Raw genomic sequence first — 22307 nt, forward strand, 5'->3', positions numbered from 1 at the left:
ATGAATCAGCCAACCGTCACCCGCAGCTGGGTTGCCTCCGCCAACGACCATGCCGACTTCCCGTTGCAGAACCTGCCGCTGGGGGTGTTCAGCCTCCAGGGTTCGGCGCCGCGCAGCGGCGTGGCCATCGGCGAGCACATCTTCGACCTGGAAGCGGCGCTGGATGCCGGGCTGTTCGAGGGCGCTGCCAAGGCTGCGGTGGAAGCCACCCGTGGCGGCCAGTTGAATGCCTTTTTCGAGCTGGGCCGCCCGGCCCGCGTCGCCCTGCGCGAACGCCTGCTGGAGCTGCTCGGCGAAGGCAGCAGCCTGTGCGGCAAGATTGAAGCCCAGGGCGCGAAACTGCTGCCCCTGGCCGCCGATTGCCAGATGCACCTGCCGGCGAAAATCACCGACTACACCGATTTCTATGTCGGCATCGAGCACGCGCAGAACGTCGGCAAGCTGTTCCGCCCGGACAACCCGCTGCTGCCGAACTACAAATACGTGCCGATCGGTTACCACGGCCGCGCTTCCACCATTCGCCCCTCCGGCGCCGACGTTCGCCGGCCGAAGGGCCAGACCCTGCCTGCCGGCCAGAGCGAGCCGACCTTCGGCCCTTGCGCGCGGCTGGACTACGAACTGGAGCTGGGCATCTGGATCGGCCAGGGCAACGAAATGGGCGAGCCGATCGCCATCGGCGACGCCGCCGAGCATATCGCCGGTTTCTGCCTGCTCAACGACTGGTCGGCGCGGGATATCCAGGCCTGGGAATACCAGCCGCTGGGCCCGTTCCTGTCGAAAAGCTTCATTACCAGCATCTCGCCGTGGGTGGTGACGGCCGAAGCCCTGGAACCGTTCCGCAAGGCCCAGCCGGCGCGTCCGGAGGGCGATCCGCAACCGCTGCCGTACCTGCTGGACAAGCGCGACCAGGCCGCCGGTGGTTTCGACATCGAGCTGGAAGTGCTGCTGCTCACCGAGGCGATGCGCGAGCAGGGCCTGCCGGCTCATCGCCTGACCCTGAGCAACACCCAGTACATGTACTGGACCGTGGCGCAGATGGTCGCCCACCACAGCGTCAACGGCTGCCAGTTGCAGGCCGGCGACCTGTTCGGCTCGGGCACCCTGTCGGGCCCGCACAGCAGCCAGTTCGGCAGCCTGTTGGAAATCACCGAGGGCGGCAAGAAACCGATCGAGCTGGCGTCCGGCGAAGTGCGCAAGTTCCTCGAGGACGGCGACGAAATCATCCTGCGCGGTCGCTGCCGTCGCGAGGGTTTTGCGTCCATCGGTTTCGGCGAATGCCGCGGCAAAATCCTGCCTGCCCGTTAAGAGGTGTGCGTCATGGAGCTTTATACCTACTACCGTTCGACCGCCTCCTACCGGGTGCGCATCGCGCTGGCGCTCAAGGGCCTGGATTACCAGGCGCTGCCGGTCAACCTGCTGGTGCCCGCCGGCGGTGCCCACCGCCAGCCGGAATACCTGCGGATCAACCCGCAAGGTCGCGTGCCGGCCTTGCGCACCGATGAGGGCGAGCTGCTGATCCAGTCGCTGGCCATCATCGAATACCTCGAGGAACGTTATCCACAGGTGCCGTTGCTCTCCAAAGCGCTGGCGGCCCGTGCCCACGAACGGGCGGTGGCGTTGCTGATCGGTTGCGATATCCATCCGTTGCACAACTCCGGCACGCAAAACCTGTTGCGCCAGTGGGGCTATGACGACGCCCGGGTGCTGGAATGGATCGGCCACTGGATCGGCAATGGCCTGGCGGCGGTCGAGCAGTTGATCGGCGAGCAGGGCTATTGCTTCGGCGAGCAACCGGGCCTGGCCGACACTTTCCTGATTCCCCAGCTGTACGCGGCCGAGCGCTTCAAGGTGTCGTTGGACGCCTATCCGCGGATTCGCCGGGTCGCCGCCCTGGCCGCCGAGCATCCGGCGTTCCAGCAGGCCCATCCGGCCAATCAGCCCGATACGCCCGCCTGACCTGTGTAGCCGCTGCCGCAGGCTGCGATAAGGCCGAAGGCCTTCAGCTGTCTGAAGATCCACGCCTCTTCGAGGCGATCGCAGCCTGCGGCAGCGGCTACATCGACTGTGTTGCGTGGGTTACGCCTGTAGCCGCTGCCGAGCAACGCGAGGCTGCGCACGACCGCGCAGCGGGCGCCGCTCCTGAGGGCGCCGGAGGGCCTGCGACCAGCGTGGTCCGGACCATCGCAGCCAGCGGCAGGGGCTAAAGATCAACCGTGCCCGTCCGGAGGTGCGGCTCCCATAACGATAAAAAACAGCAGGTACCTTGCGATGCACAATCAGATTGCCAGCTTTCGGGCGGCGCTCGACGCCCGTCCCGTGTCGCGTTATCAGTGGTTGCTTCTTCTGCTCCTGGCCTTGTTGCTGGTCACCGACGGCTATGACGCCCAGGTGCTGGGGTATGTGGTGCCGGCCCTGGCCCAGGACTGGGGCCTGGAGAAAGCCGCGTTCGGCCCGGTGTTCAGCGCCAACCTGCTGGGCCTGACCCTGGGCTCGCTGGCGGTGACACCGCTGGCGGACCGTTTTGGCGTGCGGCGGATCCTGCTGGCCTGCGTGCTGATCTACGCCAGCCTCACCGTGCTGATGGTTTTCGCCGATTCGCTGAACAGCCTGATGGTCGCGCGTTTTATCTGCGGCATCGGCATGGGCGGGGCGATGCCCAGCGCCATGGCGCTGATGTCGGAATATTCGCCGCCGCGCCTGCGGACCCTGATGGTCACCCTGGCCGCTTGCGGTTTCTCCTTCGGCGGCGCGGCCGGCGGGTTTGTCGCCGCCGGGTTTATCGACAGTTTCGGCTGGCAGGCGGTGTTCCTCGCCGGTGGCGTCACGCCATTGCTGCTGTTTCCGTTCCTGGCCTGGTTCCTCCCGGAATCGTTGCCGCGCCTGCTGCGCGATCAGCCGCCTTACACACGCCTGCGCAAAGTCACCGCGCGCATGTTGCCGGGCTGGCAGCCACCGCCTGCCTCAGGGGCGCAGAACGACGCCGGGCAGGGCAGCAAACTCACGGTGCTCGAGCTGTTCCGCCACGGTTATGCGCGCCCGACGCTGCTGATCTGGTCGACCTTTTTCGTCAGCCTGATCCTACTGTATTTCATGATCAGCTGGTTGCCGTCGCTGCTGCTGGAAAGCGGCCTGGGGCTCAACGAAGCGAATCTGGTGACCTCGATGTTCCTGTTCGCCGGCACCCTGGGGGCCATCTGCATGGCCTGGTTCGCCGACCGCCTACAACGCAAGGTGCGGCTGCTCTCGGCGGTACTCGCCGGGGCCGCGCTGTGCACCCTGCTGTTGGGCCTGAACCACGACAACCCGCGCTACCTGGTGGCCTTCGTCTTCGCCGCGGGTTTCTGCATCATCGGCGGCCAGTTGACCCTCAACGCCTTCGCCAGCAACTTCTACCCGGCCCACGTCCGCGCCACCGGCACCGGCTGGGCCCTGGGAGTCGGCCGCTTCGGCTCGATCCTCGGGCCGCTGTTCGGCAGCTTGCTGCTGGCAATGCACATCCCGGTGCAGCAGATTTTCTTCTTCTGCGCGATTCCGGCGGTGATTGCGGCGCTGCTGATCATCCAGGTGCGCTCGCCGTCCGAGGCACCTTCGGCAGGCGCGGCGCCTGCCCCTGAACTGCAGGCACCGCTCAAACCGTGAAGACGCGCGGGCTCAGCGTGGCAGATGCTTGATCATCGGCACGCAGGCCAGGGTCAGGCCCCGCGGCGAATGGTACTGGGCAACCTGCTCGCCGACGAAGCTGCAGTGGCGATAGAAGTCTGCGGCGTTCAGGGTCGAATCCAGGGTCAGGTGCGGCAGGCCGGCCTGCAGTGCCAGCTGTTCGAGGTAGTCCATCATCTGCCGGCCGATCCCGCGGCCCATGTACGCGGGATCGACAAACACCGCATCGACCTGCCCCGACTCCAGGTCGAGCATGCCGCTGGCGGCGATCTGGCCGTCGATGACGGCTACGTGCCCGGTCTTCTCCAGGACTTCGATGAAGTAGTCCCCCAGGCTCCCGGCGGTCCAGACCTGCAGGTCGGCGGCGGGGTAATGGCCGCTGCACTGGTGGTTGATGGCTTGGTTGCGAATGACGAAGACGCGTTGCGCGTCGTCGCCATGAGCTTTTCTGATCAGCATGCTGTGCCCATTCCCTGGTATGAACCGAGCATCCTGGCGGAGCCCGGGCGTGGCTGTCATGCCGCCCTGGCCTGGATCAGCAGTAGCCCCCAACCGGTCAGCAACGTGCCGTCCTCCCGCAGCAAGGGTTGTGTGGCCGTGCGCAGTTCGCTCTTCATCAACGCGCGATTGGCGGGTGTCAGACGATCCAGGTCGTAGGTTTCTGTCAATGAGTCCCAGAGCTCTTCGAAGGTAGGCTTCCATTCAAGGTCCAGTTCCTCGAAGTGCAGTGAGGTGAAGCTGTGGCCCAACAGCGTCCGCCATCCACTTTGTGACTGAGTACGGGGATCCACCAGGGGCAGGGGACGGAGCTGGTCGCGTCGGGCGGCGGCGCGGAAGGCCTGCAAGTAGTGCAGGCCCGGTTCGCCCAACAGAAAGGCCCGGCTGACGATGGCCGAGAATTGCCCGCCCTTGGCCAGGACCCGATGGATTTCCCCCAGCACCTGTTCGATATCGCTCATGAGCATCAGTGCCAGGTGCGATACCACGGCATCGACGCTGCCAGTGGCAATCGATAGGCTCTGGGCCCGTTCATTGAGCAGCACGCTGCGGTTCGCGAGGCGGATGCGGGCCGCCTGCAGTTCGGTTGCGCTCATGTCCACGCCGGTCAACCGCGCTTCGGGATACGCCCTGGCCAGCAGATCCAGCAGGAAGCCGTCGCCGCAGCCCAGGTCCAGCACCCGTGCGCGAGGCTGAGCGGTGGCGAGCGTGGCTGCCAGCATCTCGTAGGATGAACCGCGCCCTGGCAGGCTCAGCCCGGAGAAAGCCGGCGGCGTGGTGCCGGGGCGACGTTGGTGAAAGTCCTGAAGAAAGCGTTCGGCGCTGTTCATGCTGTTCATCCTTGAAGCAAACGGAGAGTTGTCGCCGGGCATTGTGGCATGGAAGGCAGAGCGCCCCATCAATGGACGATGCTATTGGGCGGCAGGTGGCCCAGGCGTTCGGTCAGGCGCAGGCGCTGGATCGGGTCTTCGCTGAGCAGCAGGGCGTGCTCCAGGTCGAAGCGTTCGGCGTTGGGGCAGTCCAGGTGCTGGTAGAGGCTGGCGCGGGCCAGGTAGTCGGAGGCGCTGCCGTTGCCCAGTTCCAGCACCCGTTCGGCATCGATCAGTGCGTTCAGGTAGTCGTCGTGGCTCAGGTGCAACTGGCGCAGGTTGCGCGACAGGCGCTGGAGCATCTGCTGCGGGCTGGCGGTGGCCAGGTGCTCGGACGCCAGCTTGATGTTCGGCCCGTACTGGCGCTCCAGCAGCTCACGGCAGTCGTTGGGGTACAGGCGGCGCCCGCCGCAGGGGTCGAGCAAGTGGTCGGCGCCGGGCACGCGCAACAGAAAGTGCCCGGGGAAATTGACCCCGACCATGGGGATTTCCAGGCGCCGCGCCAGCTCCAGGGCGATCAGCCCCAACGCCAGCGGTTGCCCGCGCCGGGTGTGCAGCACTCTGTCCAGCAGCGCCGCCTGCGGGCGCAGCGGCAGGAATTCGTCCTGCTGGAAACCCAGGTCGTTCATGCGCCGCAGCAGGGGCTGGCCCAGTTCACTGACCGGCAGCAACGGCAGGCCGGCGCTGACCCGTTGTTGCAGTTCCTTGAAGTCCTGCAGCAGTTGTTCGGGCGAAACCTCTTTATCGTGTTCGGCGGCGATCCACAGCGCCGCCTCGAAAAGTGCGGGCGGGGACTGTTGCAGGCAGGCGAAAAAAGCTTGACGCGGGTTCATCGAAATCTCCAGCGAATGCCTCGTTTTTAGCCCCGTCGCAGGCGTTCGTCCAGTGCCGTACACATGTCGTAGCAGGTTATTTCCTAAAGCCCGGAAAGGCGTCCGGCTTATTCCCGCGCGCTCCAGCAAATTTCATGCACAAGCCTATACTGGCGACTACAAGAAGTGATTCGGGAGCCTGACGATGTTCGCTCTCATGCAAAGCACTCGCCTTGAATCGCTGCACCTGAGCGTTGACCCGGCCACCGGGTTGAAGGCGGTGATTGCCATTCATAGCAGCCGCCTGGGGCCAGCCTTGGGAGGCTGTCGTTACCTTGCCTACCCCGACGACGAAAGTGCCGTGGTCGATGCCGTGCGCTTGGCCCAGGGCATGAGCTACAAGGCCGCCCTGGCCGGCTTGCCCCACGGCGGCGGCAAGGCGGTCATCATCCGACCGCCCCACGTCGAAAGCCGCGCCGCGCTGTTCGAAGCCTTCGGTCGCTGTGTCGAGCAACTCGATGGCCGCTACATCACCGCCATCGACAGCGGCACTTCGGTCGCCGACATGGACTGCATCGCCCAGACAACCCAGCACGTCACCAGCACCACCGCTTCCGGCGATCCGGCGCCGCATGCCGCCATGGGTGTGTTTGCCGGCATCCGCGCCACGGCCATGGCGCGCCTGGGCAGCGACAACCTCGAAGGCCTGCGGGTGGCGATCCAGGGCCTGGGCAATGTCGGCTTCGCCCTCGCCGAACAGCTGCATGCCGCGGGCGCCGAACTGCTGGTCAGCGATATCGATCCAGGCAAGGTGCAACTGGCCATGGAGCAGTTGGGCGCCCATCCGATCGCCAACGAAGCCTTGCTCAGCACCCCGTGCGACATCCTCGCGCCCTGCGGGCTGGGCGGCGTGCTTAACAGCCACAGCGTGGCGCAACTGCGCTGCTCGGCGGTGGCCGGCTCGGCCAACAACCAGTTGACCAACCTGCAGGTCGCCGACCAGCTGGAAAACCGCGGCATCCTCTACGCGCCGGATTACGTGATCAACGCCGGCGGGCTGATCTACGTTTCGCTCAAGCATCGCGGCGAAGAGCTGGCGACCATCACCGCCCATCTGTCGAAGATCAGCCAGCGGCTCACCGAAGTCTTCGCCCACGCCCAGGCTGAAAAACGCTCGCCGGCGCGGGTGGCCGACGACTTGGCGGAGCGCGTGCTGTACCGCTAGGCGCGCAGGCCTTACCCGGCGTGCGCCCTGTAAGCCCCGCGCCACAAGTGCGGGGCGCAACAACCGCACGCCGACCCGGCGTGCCAGGAGCCATGTGATGCCGCACAAGGTTGCGCTTGCCTATACCCGCTATTTATCCCCCGACGGCCAGCTGCTCGGCGACCTGCCGGCCTGGGCCGACGATTTCAATCTGCTGACCCGGCTCTACCGGCAGATGGTCCTGACCCGGCTGTTCGACCAGAAGGCCGTGGCCCTGCAACGCACCGGACGCATCGGCACCTACGCCCCGACCCTCGGCCAGGAAGCCATTGGCGTGGCCATCGGCAGCCTGATGCGGCCGGAAGACGTGCTGGTGCCGTATTACCGCGACACCGCCGTGCAACTGATGCGCGGGGTGCGCATGGAGGAGATCCTGCTGTACTGGGGCGGCGACGAGCGCGGCAGCGATTTCGCCGACCCGGCGGTGGCCGAGGATTTCCCCATCTGCGTGCCGATCGCCACCCAGGCCTTGCATGCCTGCGGCGTCGCCAGCGCGTTCAAGATCCGTGGCGAGCATCGGGTGGTGGTGACCACCTGTGGCGATGGCGCCACCAGCAAGGGCGACTTTCTCGAAGCCCTCAACGTCGCGGGCACCTGGCAGCTGCCGGTGGTGTTCGTGGTCAACAACAACCAGTGGGCGATCTCGGTGCCGCGGCGTATCCAGTGCGGCGCGCCGACCCTGGCGCAGAAAGCCATCGGTGCCGGCTTCCATGGCGAACAGGTCGATGGCAACGACATGCTCGCGGTGTACGACCGGGTGCAGGCCGCCCTGGAGCGAGCCCAGCATGGCAAGGGCCCGGTGCTGCTGGAATGCCTGAGCTATCGCCTGGGCGACCACACCACCGCCGACGACGCCACTCGCTACCGGCCCGCGGACGAGGTCAAGCAAGCCTGGCTGGAAGAACCGATCAAGCGCCTGCAACGTTTCATGGCCGGGCAGGGCGTCTGGGACGAAGGCCGCGAACAGGCGCTGATCGGCGAATGCCAGGGCCTGGTGCAGCAGGCTGTGGGTAACTTCGAGGCCGCCGGCACCCAGGCCGCCGAGTCGGTGCTGGACTATGTCTACGCCCAGTGGCCGGCGGCGCTGGCCGAGCAGCGCGAAATGTTCCTCGAACGGCTGGCCCGCCGTGGCGGAGGTTCGAACCATGAGTAACGGCACATTCAGCCTGCTGGAAGCGGTGAACCTGGCTCTGCACCGAGCCATGGCCGAGGACGAGAACGTGATTGTCCTGGGCGAGGACGTGGGGGTGAACGGCGGGGTATTCCGCGCCACCCAGGGGCTGCGCGACAGTTTCGGCTTCAAGCGGGTGATCGACTCGCCGCTGGCGGAAACCATGCTTGGCGGCCTGGTGGTGGGCATGGCCGCCCAAGGCCTGAAGCCGGTGGTGGAAATCCAGTTCATGGGTTTTATCTACGCGACCATGGAACATCTGGTGTCCCATGCCAGCCGCATGCGCAACCGCACCCGCGGGCGCATCACCTGCCCGATGGTGTTGCGCACGCCCATGGGCGCGGGCATTCGCGCACCGGAACACCACAGCGAAAGCACCGAGGCGCTTTTCGCCCATATTCCCGGCTTGCGGGTGCTGGTGCCGTCCTCGCCGGCGCGGGCCTACGGCCTGCTGCTGGCGGCCATCGACGATCCCGACCCGGTGCTGTTTCTCGAGCCGACCCGCCTCTACCGCTTGAACCCGCAACCGCTGGCGGACGACGGCAAGCGCCTGCCGCTGGACAGTTGTTTCACCCTGCGCGAAGGCCGCGACATTACCTTGGTCAGCTGGGGCGCGAGCGTTGTCGAGACCTTGCAGGCCGCCGATGCGCTGGCCGAGCAGGGCGTGTCGGCGGAAGTGATCGACGTCGCCTGCATCAAGCCGCTGGACCTCGACACCCTGGAAGCCTCGGTGCGCAAGACCGGGCGCTGCGTGATCGTGCATGAGGCGCCACGCACCTGCGGCGTCGGCGCGGAAATCGCCGCCAGCCTCTACGAGCGGGTGTTGCTGGAATTGCAGGCACCGATCCTGCGGGTCACCGCGCCGGACATCCCGCCGCCGCTGTATCGCCTGGAGTCGCTGTACATGCCCGCTGTCGAGGACATCCTGCATGCCTGCGACAGCACGCTGAACTTCGCCTGAGGAGGCCGCGATGAAATATTTCAAACTGCCCGACCTGGGCGAGGGCCTGCAGGAAGCGGAGATCGTCGAATGGCACGTCCGGGCCGGCGATGCGGTCAAGGCCGATCAGTTGCTGGTGTCGGTGGAAACCGCCAAGGCCCTGGTGGACATTCCCGCGCCCTATGACGGCGTGGTGGCCAAGATTTATGGCGCCCCTGGCGACATCCTGCACGTCGGCGAACCCTTGCTCGGCTATGAGGGCGAGGCGGATGCCGGCACCGTGGTCGGGCGTCTCGAAGGTGGCGGAGCCAGCCACGAAGACCGGTTTTTTGTCGGCGCCGCGCCCTCGACCCGCGAGCATATGGCGGTGCGCGCCACCCCGGCGGTGCGCCAGCTGGCCCGGCAACTGGGGGTGGACGTGAATGCCCTGGGCGGTTCGGCCAAGGACGGGCTGGTCACCCGCAGCGATGTGGAAAACGCCGCGCAGCAGGAGCGCGAGCGGTTCGGTGGCGAACGGCTGCGCGGGGTACGCCGGAGCATGGCGCTGAACATGGCCCGCTCCCACGCCGAGGTGGTGCCGGTGACGATTTATGGCGATGCCGACCTGCACCGCTGGGGCCAGGCCCGCGATCCGCTGATCCGCCTGGCCAAGGCATTGGCGGCGGCCTGTGCGGTGGAACCGGTGCTCAACAGCGCCTTCGATGGCAAGAGCCTGTCGCTCAAGCAGCATCGGCACCTCGACCTGGGCATCGCCGTGGACACCCCCGACGGCCTGTTCGTGCCGGTGCTGCGCAACGTTGCCCAGCGCGATGCGGCGGACCTCAAGGCCGGCGTGACGCGCCTGCGCGCCGATGTACAGGCGCGCTCGATTCCGCCCCAGGAGATGATGGGCGCCACCCTGACCCTGTCCAACTTCGGCACCTTGTTCGGGCGCTACGCCAACCCGGTGGTGGTGCCGCCGCAAGTGGCGATCCTCGCCGCCGGGGCGATCCGCGACGAGCCGGTGGCCGTGAATGGCGCGGTGGCGGTGCATCCGTCGCTGCCGCTGTCCCTGACCTTCGATCACCGGGTGGTCACCGGCGGCGAGGCGGCGCGGTTTTTCAAGGCGCTGGTCGAGGCATTAGAGCAACCCGAAGTCTAGGGAGGAATAACTTTGGCTCATGCTTGAGCTTGGGGTTTATCGAATTTATGGATCGCCTCGGTATCGGTAAAGGCCGTCTGCTTCGTCGGAAACCTGGGCAACGGGATTGATGTGTTTTGCCAGAAACAGGAAGTAATTTTAGAGAGGGTTAGTTTGGACGGAAAAGCCCGGCGCAAGGGACGGGCTTTTCTTTGGTTTTGTACTAGAAAGGCTATAAGGTGGACGCTGATCAAATAAAAATCTTATTTGTGCAGCAAGCCTCGCTTGTGTCGAAGCGCAACACTTATAACGATTATTTTATATTCAGGAATGGATCAAAGTTCATCACTGTTCCTTCCACGGTAAGCTCCACCGAGTACTGCTGGCGTCCTTTGAAACCCTGCGCTTCGACCTGGCCTTGCCAGTACGTACCCGCAGGGCTCGCGACCAGCCGAGGCTTGCAAATGCCATCATTCACCATCTGGCCGGTGAAGCGATTGATCTGCACAGCACTTGAAGGCGAGACACCTGTAACGCTCCAGTTGATGAACTGGCCCTCTGTACACGCCGTTTGGAGTTCGGCCTGCCCCTCGGCACCCGATCCAAAGTATTTGTTGGTGTCGATCAAATACACGTTTTGAGATAGGCCGCCCGTTGAGCCAGTTGACAGGGCGCCATCAACATCGACCACTATCAGAACATCAATTTGTTTCATCACAATATTCCTTTTGTGTAAGTTATCCGTCGACTTTAGTCTGAGCGCTCAGACGGAGTGCTGAGGTTAGCACTGGGTTTTTGAAAGTAAAGTCATGGAATTAAGCGGCTGATAAACATTGGTCGAGTCATGCTTTTGGCGGTTTTTTATTGGTGTGAATGCGCTGTTACAGAGCAGGATGTAAGTTGTTGATATTGAATGAACGTAATGCTCCGGCTTTTTGCTGAGTTGTTAAGTGTTCAGAAGTATCAACACTGGCCGGTATGCTTAATAAAACCGTTAATACCGTTTAGATGGCTGCATTAATTGCCTAATTGTCTATAGCGCTCTGTACTGAAACCAGATCAGAGTCAATCTGGGCCAGATAGCTGGGCCTGGTTTTACCGCAGGCATGAAAAAGGCCCTGGGCGCAAACCCAGGGCCTGTTCAATTCGGCGCCTGCTTACTTGGCCGCTTTGCTCGCCTTGGCGGGCTTGGCCGGTGCTGCGGGTTCCGCGGCTTCGGGCGCTGCCAGCGGAGCCTCTGGCTCGGCCGCCGCAACCGGCGCGCTGAGCAGTTCGGACAGGGCGTCCGGCTGGCTCTTGAAGGCCTTGGCGAACACATCGCGGTTCTTCGCCATGTAGATCCCGGCTTCTTCCACTTGCTGCTCGTTCAGCGACGGCACAGCCTTTTGCAACACTTGCGCCAGCAATTCAGCCAGTTCGAGCATTTTGTCATGACGGTCAGCTTCGGCTTTATCCATGAACAAGCGCTCCAGATCTCGGCTGCTGCGGTATACCACTTCGACGGCCATTCACCACCTCACATGCCTTCACGATAATGGGTATTTGCTACTACTGTATTTATATACAGGCGCGAAGAATAAGCGAATCCTTCTGCTTTGAATAGTGGGTTTTTAATCTAGACGGGTTTCCGGGTTTGTCAGGTGATCGGCGTCGAGCCCATCGCTTTTGCGGGCAAGCCTTGCTCCTAGGTAAGGATTGGGGGGACGCTTTCGCGGGCAAGCCTCGCTCCTACGGAGTTTTGGCGGGTGGGTGGTGACTGCTTTTCCGTAGGAGCGAGGCTTGCCCGCGAATGACGCTAAGAACGCCCCGGAAGTGTCCAACCGCCCCCGGCCGCCATCTCATTGCCCGGCGCTGGCCTTTTTTCTGCATGCAGAACAACCGTCACGTCCAACCCGCATCATCCGGTCGAGCCGACCTAAGGAAAAACCATCGTGAAAATCAATTGGGCCGAGAAACTGCGGCAGAACGTCCATCAACTGGCCGAATCCCTGGGCAACCTGTTCGTCGAGACCTTTCACTACCTGGCGCTGTTTGCCATCGGTGCGGTGACCGCCTGGGCGGCGGTGATGGAGTTTCTCGGGATGCTCGAGGAAGGTCATATCAAGATCGATGACATCCTCCTGCTGTTCATCTACCTCGAATTGGGCGCCATGGTCGGCATCTACTTCAAGACCAACCACATGCCGGTGCGCTTCCTGATCTATGTGGCGATCACCGCGCTGACTCGCCTGCTGATCTCCAACGTGTCGCACCACAACCCGCCGGACCTGGGGATCATCTACCTGTGCGGCGGCATCCTGCTGCTGGCGTTCTCGATCCTGGTGGTGCGCTACGCTTCGTCGCAGTTCCCGTCGGTGAAGATCGAACACCCGCAGCGCAAAGTCGGCGCGGGCTCCAGCGAGCACCCGGAAGTCGAGAAGGGCGAGCTTTAAATCGCCACTGTCAGCGGTGGCTGCCGGTTGCCGGGCCGGCCCTTGGTGGCTGGCAGCGGCAGCTTGAAGCCGTCGCTGTTGGTCATGGCTTCGAGGATGGCCACGGCGCTGTGGCCCTGCTCGATGGCAATGCCGAACTGAATGCTTTGCACCAGGCGCTTGAGCCGCTGCGGATCGTTGCGCTGCTCGGCGCTGATCATGCGCTTGGCGACGATCCGACCGGCCTTGGAAAGGGTCAGCATGATGCTGCCGTCCAGGCCCTGGATGCTCAGGTTGACCCGGTATTCCGGGGCGAAGGCATCGGTAATCAGCTGAAAGGGGTTGTCCATGTGCGTCACCGCTTGATTGGATCGTGCAGTCATTGACCGGCCGGGATTGGTATTAGTTCGCATTTCCAGACCACTGGCAGGCCGTTCGCCGAGGGTTGATAACGTCCATATTCCTCGGCTCTTGCAAAGCAAAGGGCATGCCGGAAAAACCGCCGCCCCATAAACCCGGGGGCGAAAAAAAACGGACCAAAAGGTCCGTTTTTCTTTGGCTACCCGTTTCAGGGCATGAACGAATAAATGATCGCTGACAGTGCGATCAGCCCCACCAGCACCACGAACAGATTCGACAGCTGGCCCGAATACTGGCGCAGCGATGGCACCCGCCGGATCGCGTACATCGGCATCAGGAACAGCAGGCAGGCGATGACGGGCCCGCCCAGGGTCTCGATCATGCCGAGGATGCTCGGGTTGAAAGTGGCCACGGCCCAGCAGGTCAGGACCATGAACAGCGCGGTGCAACGTTCCAGCCAGCGTGACGACATGACCCGGCCACGGCTGCGCAGGCTTTTCACGATCAGCCCCTGGAAGCCTTCGCTGGCGCCGATGTAGTGGCCGAGGAAGGATTTGGTGATGGCCACCAGCGCGATCAGCGGCGCCGCATAGGCGATCACCGGCGTCTGGAAGTGGTTGGCCAGGTACGACAGGATCGAAATGTTCTGCGCCTTGGCCGCGGCCAGGTCGGCCGGCGACAGGGCCAGCACGCAACTGAAGCAGAAGAACATCACCGTCAGCACCATCATGCCGTGGGCCACGGCGAGGATACCGCTGCTCTTGCGTTCGGCCTGGGCGCCGTAGTGGCGCTTCTGGTCGACGGCGAAGGCGGAAATGATCGGCGAATGGTTGAACGAGAACACCATCACCGGGATCGCCAGCCACAGGGTCTTGAGGAACAGCGGCATGGACATGCCGTCATTGGCCGAGGCGAAGAATGCGCCGTTCCAGTTCGGGATCAGGCTCAGAGCCAGCAGCAACAGCGCGGCGACAAAGGGATAGACCAGCACGCTCATGGCCCGCACGATCACGCCCTGGCCGCAGCGCACGATGGCCATCAGGCCGAGGATCAGCACCAGCGACAGGATCGCCCGCGGCGGCGGGGTCATGTGCAGTTGGTGTTCCATGAAACTGCCCAGGGTGTTGGTCAGCGCCACGCTGTACACCAGCAGGATCGGGAAGATGGCGAAGAAATAGAGCAGGGTGATCAGCTTGCCGGCGCCGATGCCGAAGTGTTCTTCCACCACTTCGGTGATGTCGCCGGAACGCCCGGACAGCACGAAGCGGGTCAGGCCACGGTGGGCGAAGAAAGTCATCGGGAAGGCCAGCAGCGCCAGCACGATCAGCGGCCAGAAGCCGCCGACCCCGGCATTGATCGGCAGGAACAGCGTACCGGCGCCGATGGCGGTGCCGTACAGGCCGAGCATCCAGGTGGTGTCGTGCTTGCTCCAGCCCTTGCTGGCGGTCGCGGTCTCGCGAGCAGTTTCTACAGCAGGGTTTTCGGCAGCGGGTGTTCGTACATCGGTCATCGGTATTGCCTCGTTATTATTCTTGCTCGGGCTCACGTGGGGCGGACGGTCAGGCCGTTTGAAAACGTAGCGAGCGAAGGCAAGACAAGGCAAAAACAGGCGAGGAAGCGGAGTGTAGGGGCCTACATGAGCATTCCGAGCCTGTTTTTAACGCAGTATTGCCGAGCGCAGTAGTTTTCATACGGCCTGGGGGAATGCTCCTCAGCACTCCACCCAACTCACGGCCAGGCCGCCCCGTGAAGTTTCTTTGTATTTGTCATGCATGTCGGCGCCGGTATCGCGCATGGTGCGGATCACCCGGTCCAGGGAAATGAAGTGTTTGCCGTCGCCGCGCAGGGCCATCTGGGTGGCGTTGATTGCCTTCACCGCGGCGATCGCGTTGCGCTCGATGCAGGGCACCTGCACCAGGCCGCCGACCGGGTCGCAGGTCAGGCCGAGGTTGTGTTCCAGGCCGATTTCGGCGGCGTTTTCCAATTGCTCCGGGGTGGCCCCGAGCACTTCGGCCAGGCCGGCGGCGGCCATGGCGCAGGCCGAACCCACCTCGCCCTGGCAGCCGACTTCGGCGCCGGAGATCGAAGCGTTTTTCTTGCAGAGAATGCCCACCGCCGCGGCGCCGAGGAAGAAGTCGACGACGTCGTCGTCCGAGGCTTCGGGGTTGAATTTCATGTAGTAATGCAGCACCGCCGGAATGATCCCCGCCGCGCCGTTGGTCGGCGCGGTGACCATGCGCCCACCGGCGGCGTTTTCCTCGTTCACCGCCAGGGCGAACAGGTTGACCCACTCCATGGCCGACAGGGTCGAGCTGATGACGTTGGGCTTGCCGATTTCCAGCAGGTTGCGATGCAGCTTGGCCGCGCGGCGTGGCACATCCAGCCCGCCGGGCAGGATGCCTTCGTGGCGCATGCCCTGCTCGACGCATTCGCGCATCACCGACCAGATGTGCAGCAGGCCGCTGCGGATTTCTGCATCGCTGCGCCAGGCCCGTTCGTTGGCCATCATCAGCTCCGAGACCCGCAGCTGGTGTCGTTGGCACAGGGCCAGGAGTTCCACCGCGCTATTGAAGTCGTAGGGCAGTTCGACGCCGCTGGCTGCCGGGGCGCCTTCGGCCATTTCGGCTTCCTCGACGATGAAACCGCCGCCCACCGAATAGTAGGTCTGCTGCCACAGCAGGCCGTCCGCGCCGAAGGCCGACAGCGACATGGCATTGGGGTGGTAAGGCAGGCTTTCGTCGAGCAACAGCAGGTCGCGGTGCCAGTCGAAGGCAATGTTCGAGCGGCCACCGAGGCTCAACTCGCCGCTTTCGCGCAGTTGCTGGATGTGCGGGCCGATGCTGCGCGGGTCGATGCTGTCGGGCCATTCGCCCATCAGGCCCATGACGCAGGCGCGGTCGGTGGCATGGCCGACGCCGGTGGCGGACAGCGAGCCGTACAGGCGGATTTCCACCCGCCGCACTTGCTCCTGCAAGCCTTGCTCGAACAGCGCCTGGGCGAAGGTCGCGGCGGCGCGCATCGGGCCGACGGTATGGGAGCTGGACGGGCCGATGCCGACTTTGAAGAGATCGAAAACACTGATAGCCATGCTAAAGCCTTACAAGCAATGGAAGAGAAATCGCTGCCATTTTTTGTAGGCCGAGCGTTAGGTCGGCGATACTGCCTAGCTCGGTCAAGACTGACCAACGAATTTTCCTAAGACAGCCTTTAGCAGGACTAAACGATGAGCCGTCAATTTCATGCCCAGACCTACGTCTGGCTGCATGTGTTTTCCTGTGCCGCGCGGCACTTGTCGTTCACCCGTTGCGCGGAAGAACTGCACATCACCCCGGGGGCGGTCAGCCAGCAAATCCGCCTGCTGGAAGAGCGGCTCGGCTTTCGCCTGTTTCACCGGCGTGCGCGGGGGGTGGAGCTGAGCGCCGAGGGGCAGCGGCTGGCGATCACGGTGAACGAGGCCTATGGCAGCATCGACGCCGAACTGCAGAGACTGGACGCCGGGATGATCAGCGGCACCTTGCGCCTGCGCTCGATCCCGTCGTTCCTCGGCAAGTGGCTGACGCCGCGATTGCCCCGGCTGCAGCAGCGTTTTCCGGACATTCAGCTGCGGCTGGTGGCCGAGGACAGCAGCGTGGCCTTGCACGAAGGCGATTTCGACCTGGCCATCGACCTCAACGACGGCAGCTACCCGGGGTTGTTATCCACAGCCCTGCTGGATGAACAGATCTTTCCAGTCTGTGCCCCGGGGCTGCTGCGCGGGCGGCCGCCGCTGCACGGCCCGGCGGACCTGGTGCATTTTCCGTTGCTGCACGACATCACCGCCTGGCGCGGCAGCTATGAGTACGCGGAGTGGGAGTTCTACCTCAATGCCATCGGCTTCGAAGGCGCGGATGTGCGGCGTGGGCACACCTTCAATCGCAATCACCTGACCATCGAGGCGGCGATTGCCGGGATGGGCGTGGCGATCGCCCGGCGTACCCTGCTCAACGACGAACTGGAGCGTGGCACCTTGATCGTGCCGTTCGGCCTCGCGGTGCCCAATCACAAGCGTTACGTGCTGCTGTATGCGCCGGGTGCGCTGAGCCATCCGGGCGTGCGCGCGGTGCACGACTGGCTGGTGGAAGAGGCGGGGATCTTTCGTGGCCTGCACCCGCTGGGAGAGGGGCAGTTGTAAGTGAAAAAGACCGGGGCCCAGGGCGAGTGAACTCCCGACAGTAACAGTGCTTTTGCTCCTTGTCCGGGTTTATTTGCGAATAGATATTTATCTTTTTTCAGGGGTTGAATTGTTCCGCGCTCTGCCCAACTCTGTAACCAAGAGGCCGCAAAAAGTACGCCCTCAGGGGCACGCGGTACCTCTGGCGAGCTAGCTGAAATAAGGGAAGAACTATGCAAATCCAGGTCAATAGCGATAACCATATTCAAAGCAGCATCCGACTGGAGGAGTGGGTACGTACTACCATTGAGAGCACGCTCGAACGCTACGAGGAGGACCTGACCCGAGTCGAGGTTCATCTGCGGGACGAGAACGGCGACAAGCCCGGTCCCCACGATTTGCGCTGTCAGCTGGAGGCGCGGCCAAAAGGCCATCAACCGATTTCCGTGACTCACAAAGCCGAATCCTTGGAACTGGCCATCGAAGGAGCGGCCACCAAGCTGGAGAATTCCCTGGAACACCTCTTTGGCCGGTTGCGCAACAAGCGCGCCGCGGCAGCGCCAAGCGCCCGCGAAGGCCAGGCCGACGCCTTGCTGGAAGAGGAATTCCTGGAAAACGAACAGGCCGCGCTCAATAGCTGACGGTTCAAGCACCCAACAAAAGGGCCTGCATATGCAGGCCCTTTTTTTTGCGCGCTTGCGTAGGAGCCAGGCTTGCCGGCGAAGGGGACGGCGGGGTGTGTCAGGGAGAACGCTTCGCGGGCAAGCCTCGCTCCTACGAAGCGGGGTGGTGGGCTGTTTTGTAGGAGCCAGGCTTGCCGGCGAAGGGCGCGGCGCGGTGTGTGTCAGGGGGGACGCTTTCGCGGGCAAGCCTCGCTCCTACGAAGCGGGGTGTGGGCTGTTCGGTAGGAGCCAGGCTTGCCGGCGAAGCGGTGGGTCAGAACGCCATGGACGTTTGTACGTACAACGTCCGTGGTTCGCCCACGTATTTGCCTTTGTTGTTGTCGTCAAACGAACGGGTGAAGTACTGGTGGTTGAAGATGTTCTTCACCCCGACCGCCACGCTCAGGTCCGACAGTTGCGGGCCGAAGTCATAGGCGGCGCGGCTGCTGAACAGCATGTAGCCGGGAATCCGGCCGGTGCTGCCGTCGGCGCTTTCAGCGGAGGTGTTGGCGTTGTCGGCGAACTGGCTGCTCTGGAAACTGCTATCGAGGTTCAGCTTCCACGGACCTTCGGTGTAGCCGATGCCGAGGGTGCCTTTGTGCTTGGACGAGAACGGCACGCGGTTGCCCTTGTTCGGCCCGTCCTCGCGGATGGTGGCGTCGACGTAGGCATAAGTGGCGTACAGATCAAAACCGGCCAGTGCCGGGCTCAGGCCGTCCAGCGCGTAATTGACGCTGGTCTCGATCCCCTGGTGACGGGTTTCGCCACGGGCGATCACCGAGTCGTTGGTCTGGTTGCTGTCGTATTGGTTGTCGAAGTTGATCAGGAACGCGCCGATCTCCGCCCGCAGGGTGCCGTCGTCATAGCGGGTGCCCAGTTCCCAGGTGCGTGCCTTTTCCGGTTTCACTTCGCCGCTGCTCACGCGGTTGGGCATCTGGCTGTACTGCACGCTGCCGAACGAACCTTCGGTGTTGGCGTAGAGGTTCCAGCTGTCGGTCAGGTGGTACATCACGTTCAGCGCCGGCAGCGCGGTGTTGTAGTCGCCCTTGTATTTGACGTTGGTCAGGTTGTTGGTCTGCTGGGACTCGATCATCTCGTAGCGGATGCCCGGGGTCAGGGTCCATTTGCCGATGTCGATGCGGTCGTCGATGAAGAACGCGTTGGCCTCGGTGCCGCCGCGGGTGTCGCGGTCGTTGCGGCTGCTGGTATTCGGTAGCTGCTGGTTGGCGCTGATCGGCGTGCGGTAGCGCAACTCGTGGCCGGCCTCGTTGATATAGCGGTAGCCGATGCCCAGCTCGTGGCTGGTCGGCCCCAGGTCGAAGCCCTGGGCGAAGCGGGTTTCGACGCCGCGCACCCAGTATTCGCGCGGCGACAGCGAAAGGAAGCTGCCCTGGTCCAGGTAGCCGCTGCGCAGGGTCTTGGTGAAGAAGCTGTTGACGGTGAATTCGCGGCGGTCTTGCTGGTAGCGATAGCCGAAGTTGACCAGCGTGCGACGGCCCCAGAACTTGTCGTACGGACGGGTCGACTGGTACGGATCGGCCTTGTAGTCGGCGACGTTCAGGCCGCCGGGCATGTCGGCCTCGCCTTCGTAATACTGGGCCATGGCGTTGAAGCTGTTGGCATCGTCGAGCTGGTAATGGCCCTTGAGGATCAGGTCGTCGATCTGCGTGTCGCTGTGTTCGCGCCAGTCGCCGCCACGGGTGCCGGAATACAGCAAGGCGCCGCCCAGGCCGTTGTCGGCGGTGCCGCCGGCCAGCAGGTTGCCGGTGGTCTTGAAACCGTCGTGGCTCGAGGATGGGCTGGTCTCGGTCTGGAAACCGCCCTTGACCGTGGGCGCATCGGGAATGGAGCGGGTCACGAAATTGACGATACCGCCGACGTTCTGCGGCCCGTAGCGCACGGCGCCACCGCCACGCACCACATCCACCGCGTCCATGTTGCCCATGCTCACCGGGGCGAAGGACAGCTGCGGCTGGCCATAGGGCGCGAAGGGCACCGGAATGCCATCCATCAACACCGTGGAGCGCGAGGCCAGGCGCGGGTTGAGCCCGCGAATGCCGAAGTTCAGCGCCATGTCGTGGCTACCGGTGCCGTTGTTTTCCGGTGCGTTGACCCCAGGGATGCGGTTGAGCACGTCGCGGGCCTGGGTCGCGCCCTGGCGTTCGAATTCTTCGCGGCGGATCACGTCCCGGGCGCCGGGGTGTTCGAAGACATTGGTCTGCGCCGCGTCGCCCAGCCAGTCGCCGACCACGCTGGAGGCGCCCAGCTCCAGCGCCGCCGGTGCGCCCTCGGCACTCGCCGGTTGCAGGCTGAAGGCATTGCCGCCCTCGGCGCGGGCTTGCAGGCCGGTGCCCTTGAGCAAGGCATTCAGACCTTCTGCGGTGGTGTAGCTGCCTTCCAGGCCCTGGCTCTGCACGCCGCTGGTGACCTGGGACCCGAAGGAAATCAGCACCCCGGCTTCACGGCCGAACTGGTTCAGGGCGTTTTCCAACGACGAGGCGGCGATGTGATAGTCGCGGGCCGGGCCATCGGCGGCCACGGCCAACGGCAGGGCGGCCAAGCTCAGGCTGGCGCCCAGCAGCAACTGGCGCAGGGTGCGGGCGAGGGGCGTAAGGCGGGTGGGTTGCTGGGGCATGGACATCGATCCTGAGAAGGTTGCAGTCAAGGGGGCTTTCCTTCTCTGTCACGCGAGTGCTGGAAAACGGCTCACACAAAATGAAAATAATTCGCATGTCGGGACCAACAGTGAATCGATGCCGGCCTGTAGCCGCTGCCGCAGGCTGCGATCGGCCCCGAAGGGGACGTGCTCTTGAGGCCCTCGAAGGCCCTTCGGGCCTTATCGCAGCCTGCGGCAGCGGCTACAGCGGCGATAGGTTTCAGGCGCGGGCCTCGACCGTGACCCAATAACGGGTAAAACGCCGGACCTTCACCGGCAGGCTGATTTCCAGCAGGTCGAGGATGCGTTCGCTGTCGTCCAGTGGATAACTGCCGGAGATCAGCAGGTCGGCGACTCGTGGATCGCAGTTGAGCTGGCCGCGACGGTAGCGGCCCAACTCGTCGAGGAAATCCGCCAGGCGCATATGGGCGGCCACCAGCATGCCTTCGCTCCAGGCGCCGCTGCCGGCGTCCAGCGGTCGCGGGTTTTCCCAGGCGCCGGCGCTGAAGCTCAATTGCTGCCCCTTGCCCACCCGCAACGGCGGCCCCGAATAATCGGACGGGCTAAGACTGACACTGCCGTCAAATACCGCCAGCTGGGTGCGCTGGCTGAACTGGCGCAGGTTCAAGCGTGCGCCTTGCGGGCGCAGCACGCCCTGGGCGCTGTGGATCAGCAGCGGCCGGCTGTCGGTTGCGCCGGTCAGCAGGATCTCCCCGGCCAGCAGGCGGATCAGCCGTTGCTGGCCGTCGAAACTCACGTCCACCGCGCTGTCGGTGTTGAGCTGCAGTTGGCTGCCATCGCTCAGGCGCAACGTGCGCCGCTGGCCCACCGGGCTGCGGTAGTCGGCCATCAGCGGGGTCAGCGGATTGTGCTCGCGCAGGCCCCAGGCCGCGGCGGAACCGGCGCCGAGGATCAGCAGCAGCTTCAGCGCCTGGCGCCGGCTGGAAGACTTCGGCGCGTTGAGCGCGGCATGGGCCAGCGGCGAAGACAGGCCGCGCAGCCGCTGATTGACCCGCTGGATATGCTCCCAGGCGCGACGATGTTCGCTGTGGGCGTCGTGCCATTGCTGCCAGGCCAGTTGCTGGCGCGGGCTGAGCGGGCCGGCCTGCATTTCGATCAGCCAGTGCACGGCCTGTTCGGCGACCTGGGCGCCGATGTCCGGCGGGCCGGGGAGGGCAGGGTTCATAGGAATGAATTCATGGCGTGGTTCACAGGGCGAAGTAGCAGCGCAACGCTGCCTTGTGCAGGTGGCGCTTGACCGTGGCGATGGAAATCCCCAGTTCGCGGGCGATCTCGCCGTGTTTCAGGCCATCGACCTGGGCCAGCAGGAATGCGCGCTTGACCAGGCGCGGCAAGCCGTCGAGCAATTGGTCCAGCTCCATCAGGGTCTGCAGGATGATCGCCTTGTCCTCCTCGGACGGCGCCAGCAGCTCCGGCATCTGCGCCAATGTCTCGAGGTAGGCCCGTTCCAGGTCCTGGCGCCGGTAATGGTTGCACAGCACGCGCTTGGCGATGGTGGTCAGGAACGCCCGTGGCTCGACGATCGAAGGTGTTTCCCGGGCATCGAGCACCCGTATGAAAGTGTCCTGGGCCAGGTCGGCGGCGCTGTCGGGGCAGCCGAGCCGGCGTCGCAACCAGCCGTTCAGCCAGCTGTGATGGGCCTGATAAAGGACTTCGACAGTAGAGGAGTGGGCCAAGCCGAACGCTCCGGCAGCATGAACGCTTAAGAGAACA

General features: G+C 64.1%; 20 protein-coding genes and 1 pseudogene. 10 read left to right on the forward strand and 11 right to left on the reverse strand.

Going from position 1 to position 22307, the window contains the following annotated elements; all coding sequences use genetic code 11:
• From fahA to BLV20_RS18905, 3 genes are all read left to right on the forward strand, one after another.
• Positions 1–1305, forward strand: a complete 1305-nt coding sequence (gene fahA / locus BLV20_RS18895) for a fumarylacetoacetase (RefSeq protein WP_092304004.1) — start codon at positions 1–3, stop codon at positions 1303–1305.
• A 12-nt stretch (positions 1306–1317) separates the two neighbouring features.
• Positions 1318–1956 (forward strand): maleylacetoacetate isomerase, encoded by a 639-nt coding sequence (maiA, locus tag BLV20_RS18900; protein WP_092304006.1) that lies wholly within the window; start codon positions 1318–1320, stop codon positions 1954–1956.
• Between the two features lie 312 nt (positions 1957–2268).
• Positions 2269–3639 carry an MFS transporter gene (locus tag BLV20_RS18905; RefSeq protein ID WP_092304008.1) on the forward strand — a complete coding sequence of 457 codons (1371 nt, stop codon included), beginning with the start codon at positions 2269–2271 and terminating at the stop codon, positions 3637–3639.
• Between the two features lie 12 nt (positions 3640–3651).
• Here BLV20_RS18905 and BLV20_RS18910 read toward each other — a convergent pair whose 3' ends face one another.
• The 3 genes from BLV20_RS18910 to BLV20_RS18920 all read right to left on the reverse strand — a co-directional run bounded on the left by BLV20_RS18910 (position 3652) and on the right by BLV20_RS18920 (position 5860).
• The gene (locus BLV20_RS18910; RefSeq protein WP_092304010.1) at positions 3652–4119 is read right to left on the reverse strand and encodes a GNAT family N-acetyltransferase; all 468 of its coding nucleotides are present in this window, start codon (positions 4117–4119) and stop codon (positions 3652–3654) included.
• A gap of 56 nt (positions 4120–4175) precedes the next feature.
• Entirely contained in the window at positions 4176–4988 is an 813-nt protein-coding gene (locus BLV20_RS18915) for a class I SAM-dependent methyltransferase (protein ID WP_175540228.1), read from the reverse strand.
• A 68-nt stretch (positions 4989–5056) separates the two neighbouring features.
• Positions 5057–5860, reverse strand: coding sequence for a SirB1 family protein (locus BLV20_RS18920; protein WP_092304014.1), 804 nt, complete (start codon positions 5858–5860; stop codon positions 5057–5059).
• Positions 5861–6044: 184 nt separating this feature from the next.
• Here BLV20_RS18920 and BLV20_RS18925 point away from each other — a divergent pair, with 184 nt between their 5' ends.
• The 4 genes from BLV20_RS18925 to BLV20_RS18940 all read left to right on the forward strand — a co-directional run bounded on the left by BLV20_RS18925 (position 6045) and on the right by BLV20_RS18940 (position 10355).
• A complete protein-coding gene (locus BLV20_RS18925) occupies positions 6045–7064 on the forward strand; it encodes a Leu/Phe/Val dehydrogenase (protein ID WP_092304015.1) in 1020 nt (339 codons plus the stop codon).
• Positions 7065–7161: 97 nt separating this feature from the next.
• On the forward strand, positions 7162–8256 hold the full coding sequence (gene pdhA, locus BLV20_RS18930; protein WP_092304017.1) for a pyruvate dehydrogenase (acetyl-transferring) E1 component subunit alpha: 1095 nt from the start codon (positions 7162–7164) through the stop codon (positions 8254–8256).
• Entirely contained in the window at positions 8249–9235 is a 987-nt protein-coding gene (locus tag BLV20_RS18935) for an alpha-ketoacid dehydrogenase subunit beta (protein WP_092304019.1), read from the forward strand. Before pdhA ends, BLV20_RS18935 begins: the two co-directional genes overlap by 8 nt.
• Before the next feature lie 10 nt (positions 9236–9245).
• Positions 9246–10355 (forward strand): dihydrolipoamide acetyltransferase family protein, encoded by a 1110-nt coding sequence (locus BLV20_RS18940; protein WP_092304021.1) that lies wholly within the window; start codon positions 9246–9248, stop codon positions 10353–10355.
• Positions 10356–10647: 292 nt separating this feature from the next.
• Here BLV20_RS18940 and BLV20_RS18945 read toward each other — a convergent pair whose 3' ends face one another.
• A complete protein-coding gene (locus BLV20_RS18945; RefSeq protein ID WP_092304023.1) occupies positions 10648–11049 on the reverse strand; it encodes an alpha-pore-forming tripartite toxin MakABE regulator in 402 nt (133 codons plus the stop codon).
• Between the two features lie 535 nt (positions 11050–11584).
• Positions 11585–11842 (reverse strand): annotated as a pseudogene (locus tag BLV20_RS18950) (YebG family protein); the annotation flags it as partial.
• A gap of 423 nt (positions 11843–12265) precedes the next feature.
• Between BLV20_RS18950 and BLV20_RS18955 the strand changes: the two are divergent.
• Positions 12266–12766 (forward strand): phosphate-starvation-inducible protein PsiE, encoded by a 501-nt coding sequence (locus tag BLV20_RS18955; protein ID WP_009042237.1) that lies wholly within the window; start codon positions 12266–12268, stop codon positions 12764–12766.
• Here BLV20_RS18955 and BLV20_RS18960 read toward each other — a convergent pair.
• From BLV20_RS18960 to BLV20_RS18970, 3 genes are all read right to left on the reverse strand, one after another.
• Entirely contained in the window at positions 12763–13095 is a 333-nt protein-coding gene (locus tag BLV20_RS18960) for a DUF3509 domain-containing protein (RefSeq protein WP_092304026.1), read from the reverse strand. The genes BLV20_RS18955 and BLV20_RS18960 overlap by 4 nt on opposite strands.
• A 218-nt stretch (positions 13096–13313) precedes the next feature.
• Positions 13314–14615, reverse strand: a complete 1302-nt coding sequence (locus BLV20_RS18965; RefSeq protein WP_092304027.1) for a serine/threonine transporter — start codon at positions 14613–14615, stop codon at positions 13314–13316.
• Between the two features lie 201 nt (positions 14616–14816).
• Complete coding sequence (locus BLV20_RS18970) at positions 14817–16193, reverse strand: L-serine ammonia-lyase (protein WP_092304028.1); 1377 nt, start codon at positions 16191–16193, stop codon at positions 14817–14819.
• Between the two features lie 135 nt (positions 16194–16328).
• On the opposite strand from BLV20_RS18970, the gene BLV20_RS18975 reads away from it, so the two are divergent.
• On the forward strand, positions 16329–17276 hold the full coding sequence (locus tag BLV20_RS18975; RefSeq protein WP_092304029.1) for a LysR substrate-binding domain-containing protein: 948 nt from the start codon (positions 16329–16331) through the stop codon (positions 17274–17276).
• A 212-nt stretch (positions 17277–17488) separates the two neighbouring features.
• On the forward strand, positions 17489–17896 hold the full coding sequence (locus tag BLV20_RS18980; protein ID WP_007932409.1) for an HPF/RaiA family ribosome-associated protein: 408 nt from the start codon (positions 17489–17491) through the stop codon (positions 17894–17896).
• 295 nt (positions 17897–18191) lie between these two features.
• On the opposite strand, the gene fecA is transcribed toward BLV20_RS18980, so the two are convergent.
• The 3 genes from fecA to BLV20_RS18995 all read right to left on the reverse strand — a co-directional run bounded on the left by fecA (position 18192) and on the right by BLV20_RS18995 (position 22270).
• The gene (gene fecA, locus BLV20_RS18985) at positions 18192–20552 is read right to left on the reverse strand and encodes a TonB-dependent Fe(3+) dicitrate receptor FecA (RefSeq protein ID WP_092304053.1); all 2361 of its coding nucleotides are present in this window, start codon (positions 20550–20552) and stop codon (positions 18192–18194) included.
• A 241-nt stretch (positions 20553–20793) separates the two neighbouring features.
• Entirely contained in the window at positions 20794–21759 is a 966-nt protein-coding gene (locus BLV20_RS18990) for a FecR domain-containing protein (RefSeq protein ID WP_092304030.1), read from the reverse strand.
• A gap of 22 nt (positions 21760–21781) precedes the next feature.
• Entirely contained in the window at positions 21782–22270 is a 489-nt protein-coding gene (locus BLV20_RS18995) for a sigma-70 family RNA polymerase sigma factor (RefSeq protein WP_092304031.1), read from the reverse strand.
• Between the last annotated feature and the right edge of the window lie 37 nt (positions 22271–22307).

Source organism: Pseudomonas sp. NFIX28, from assembly GCF_900107395.1.
Taxonomy (GTDB): Bacteria; Pseudomonadota; Gammaproteobacteria; order Pseudomonadales; family Pseudomonadaceae; genus Aquipseudomonas.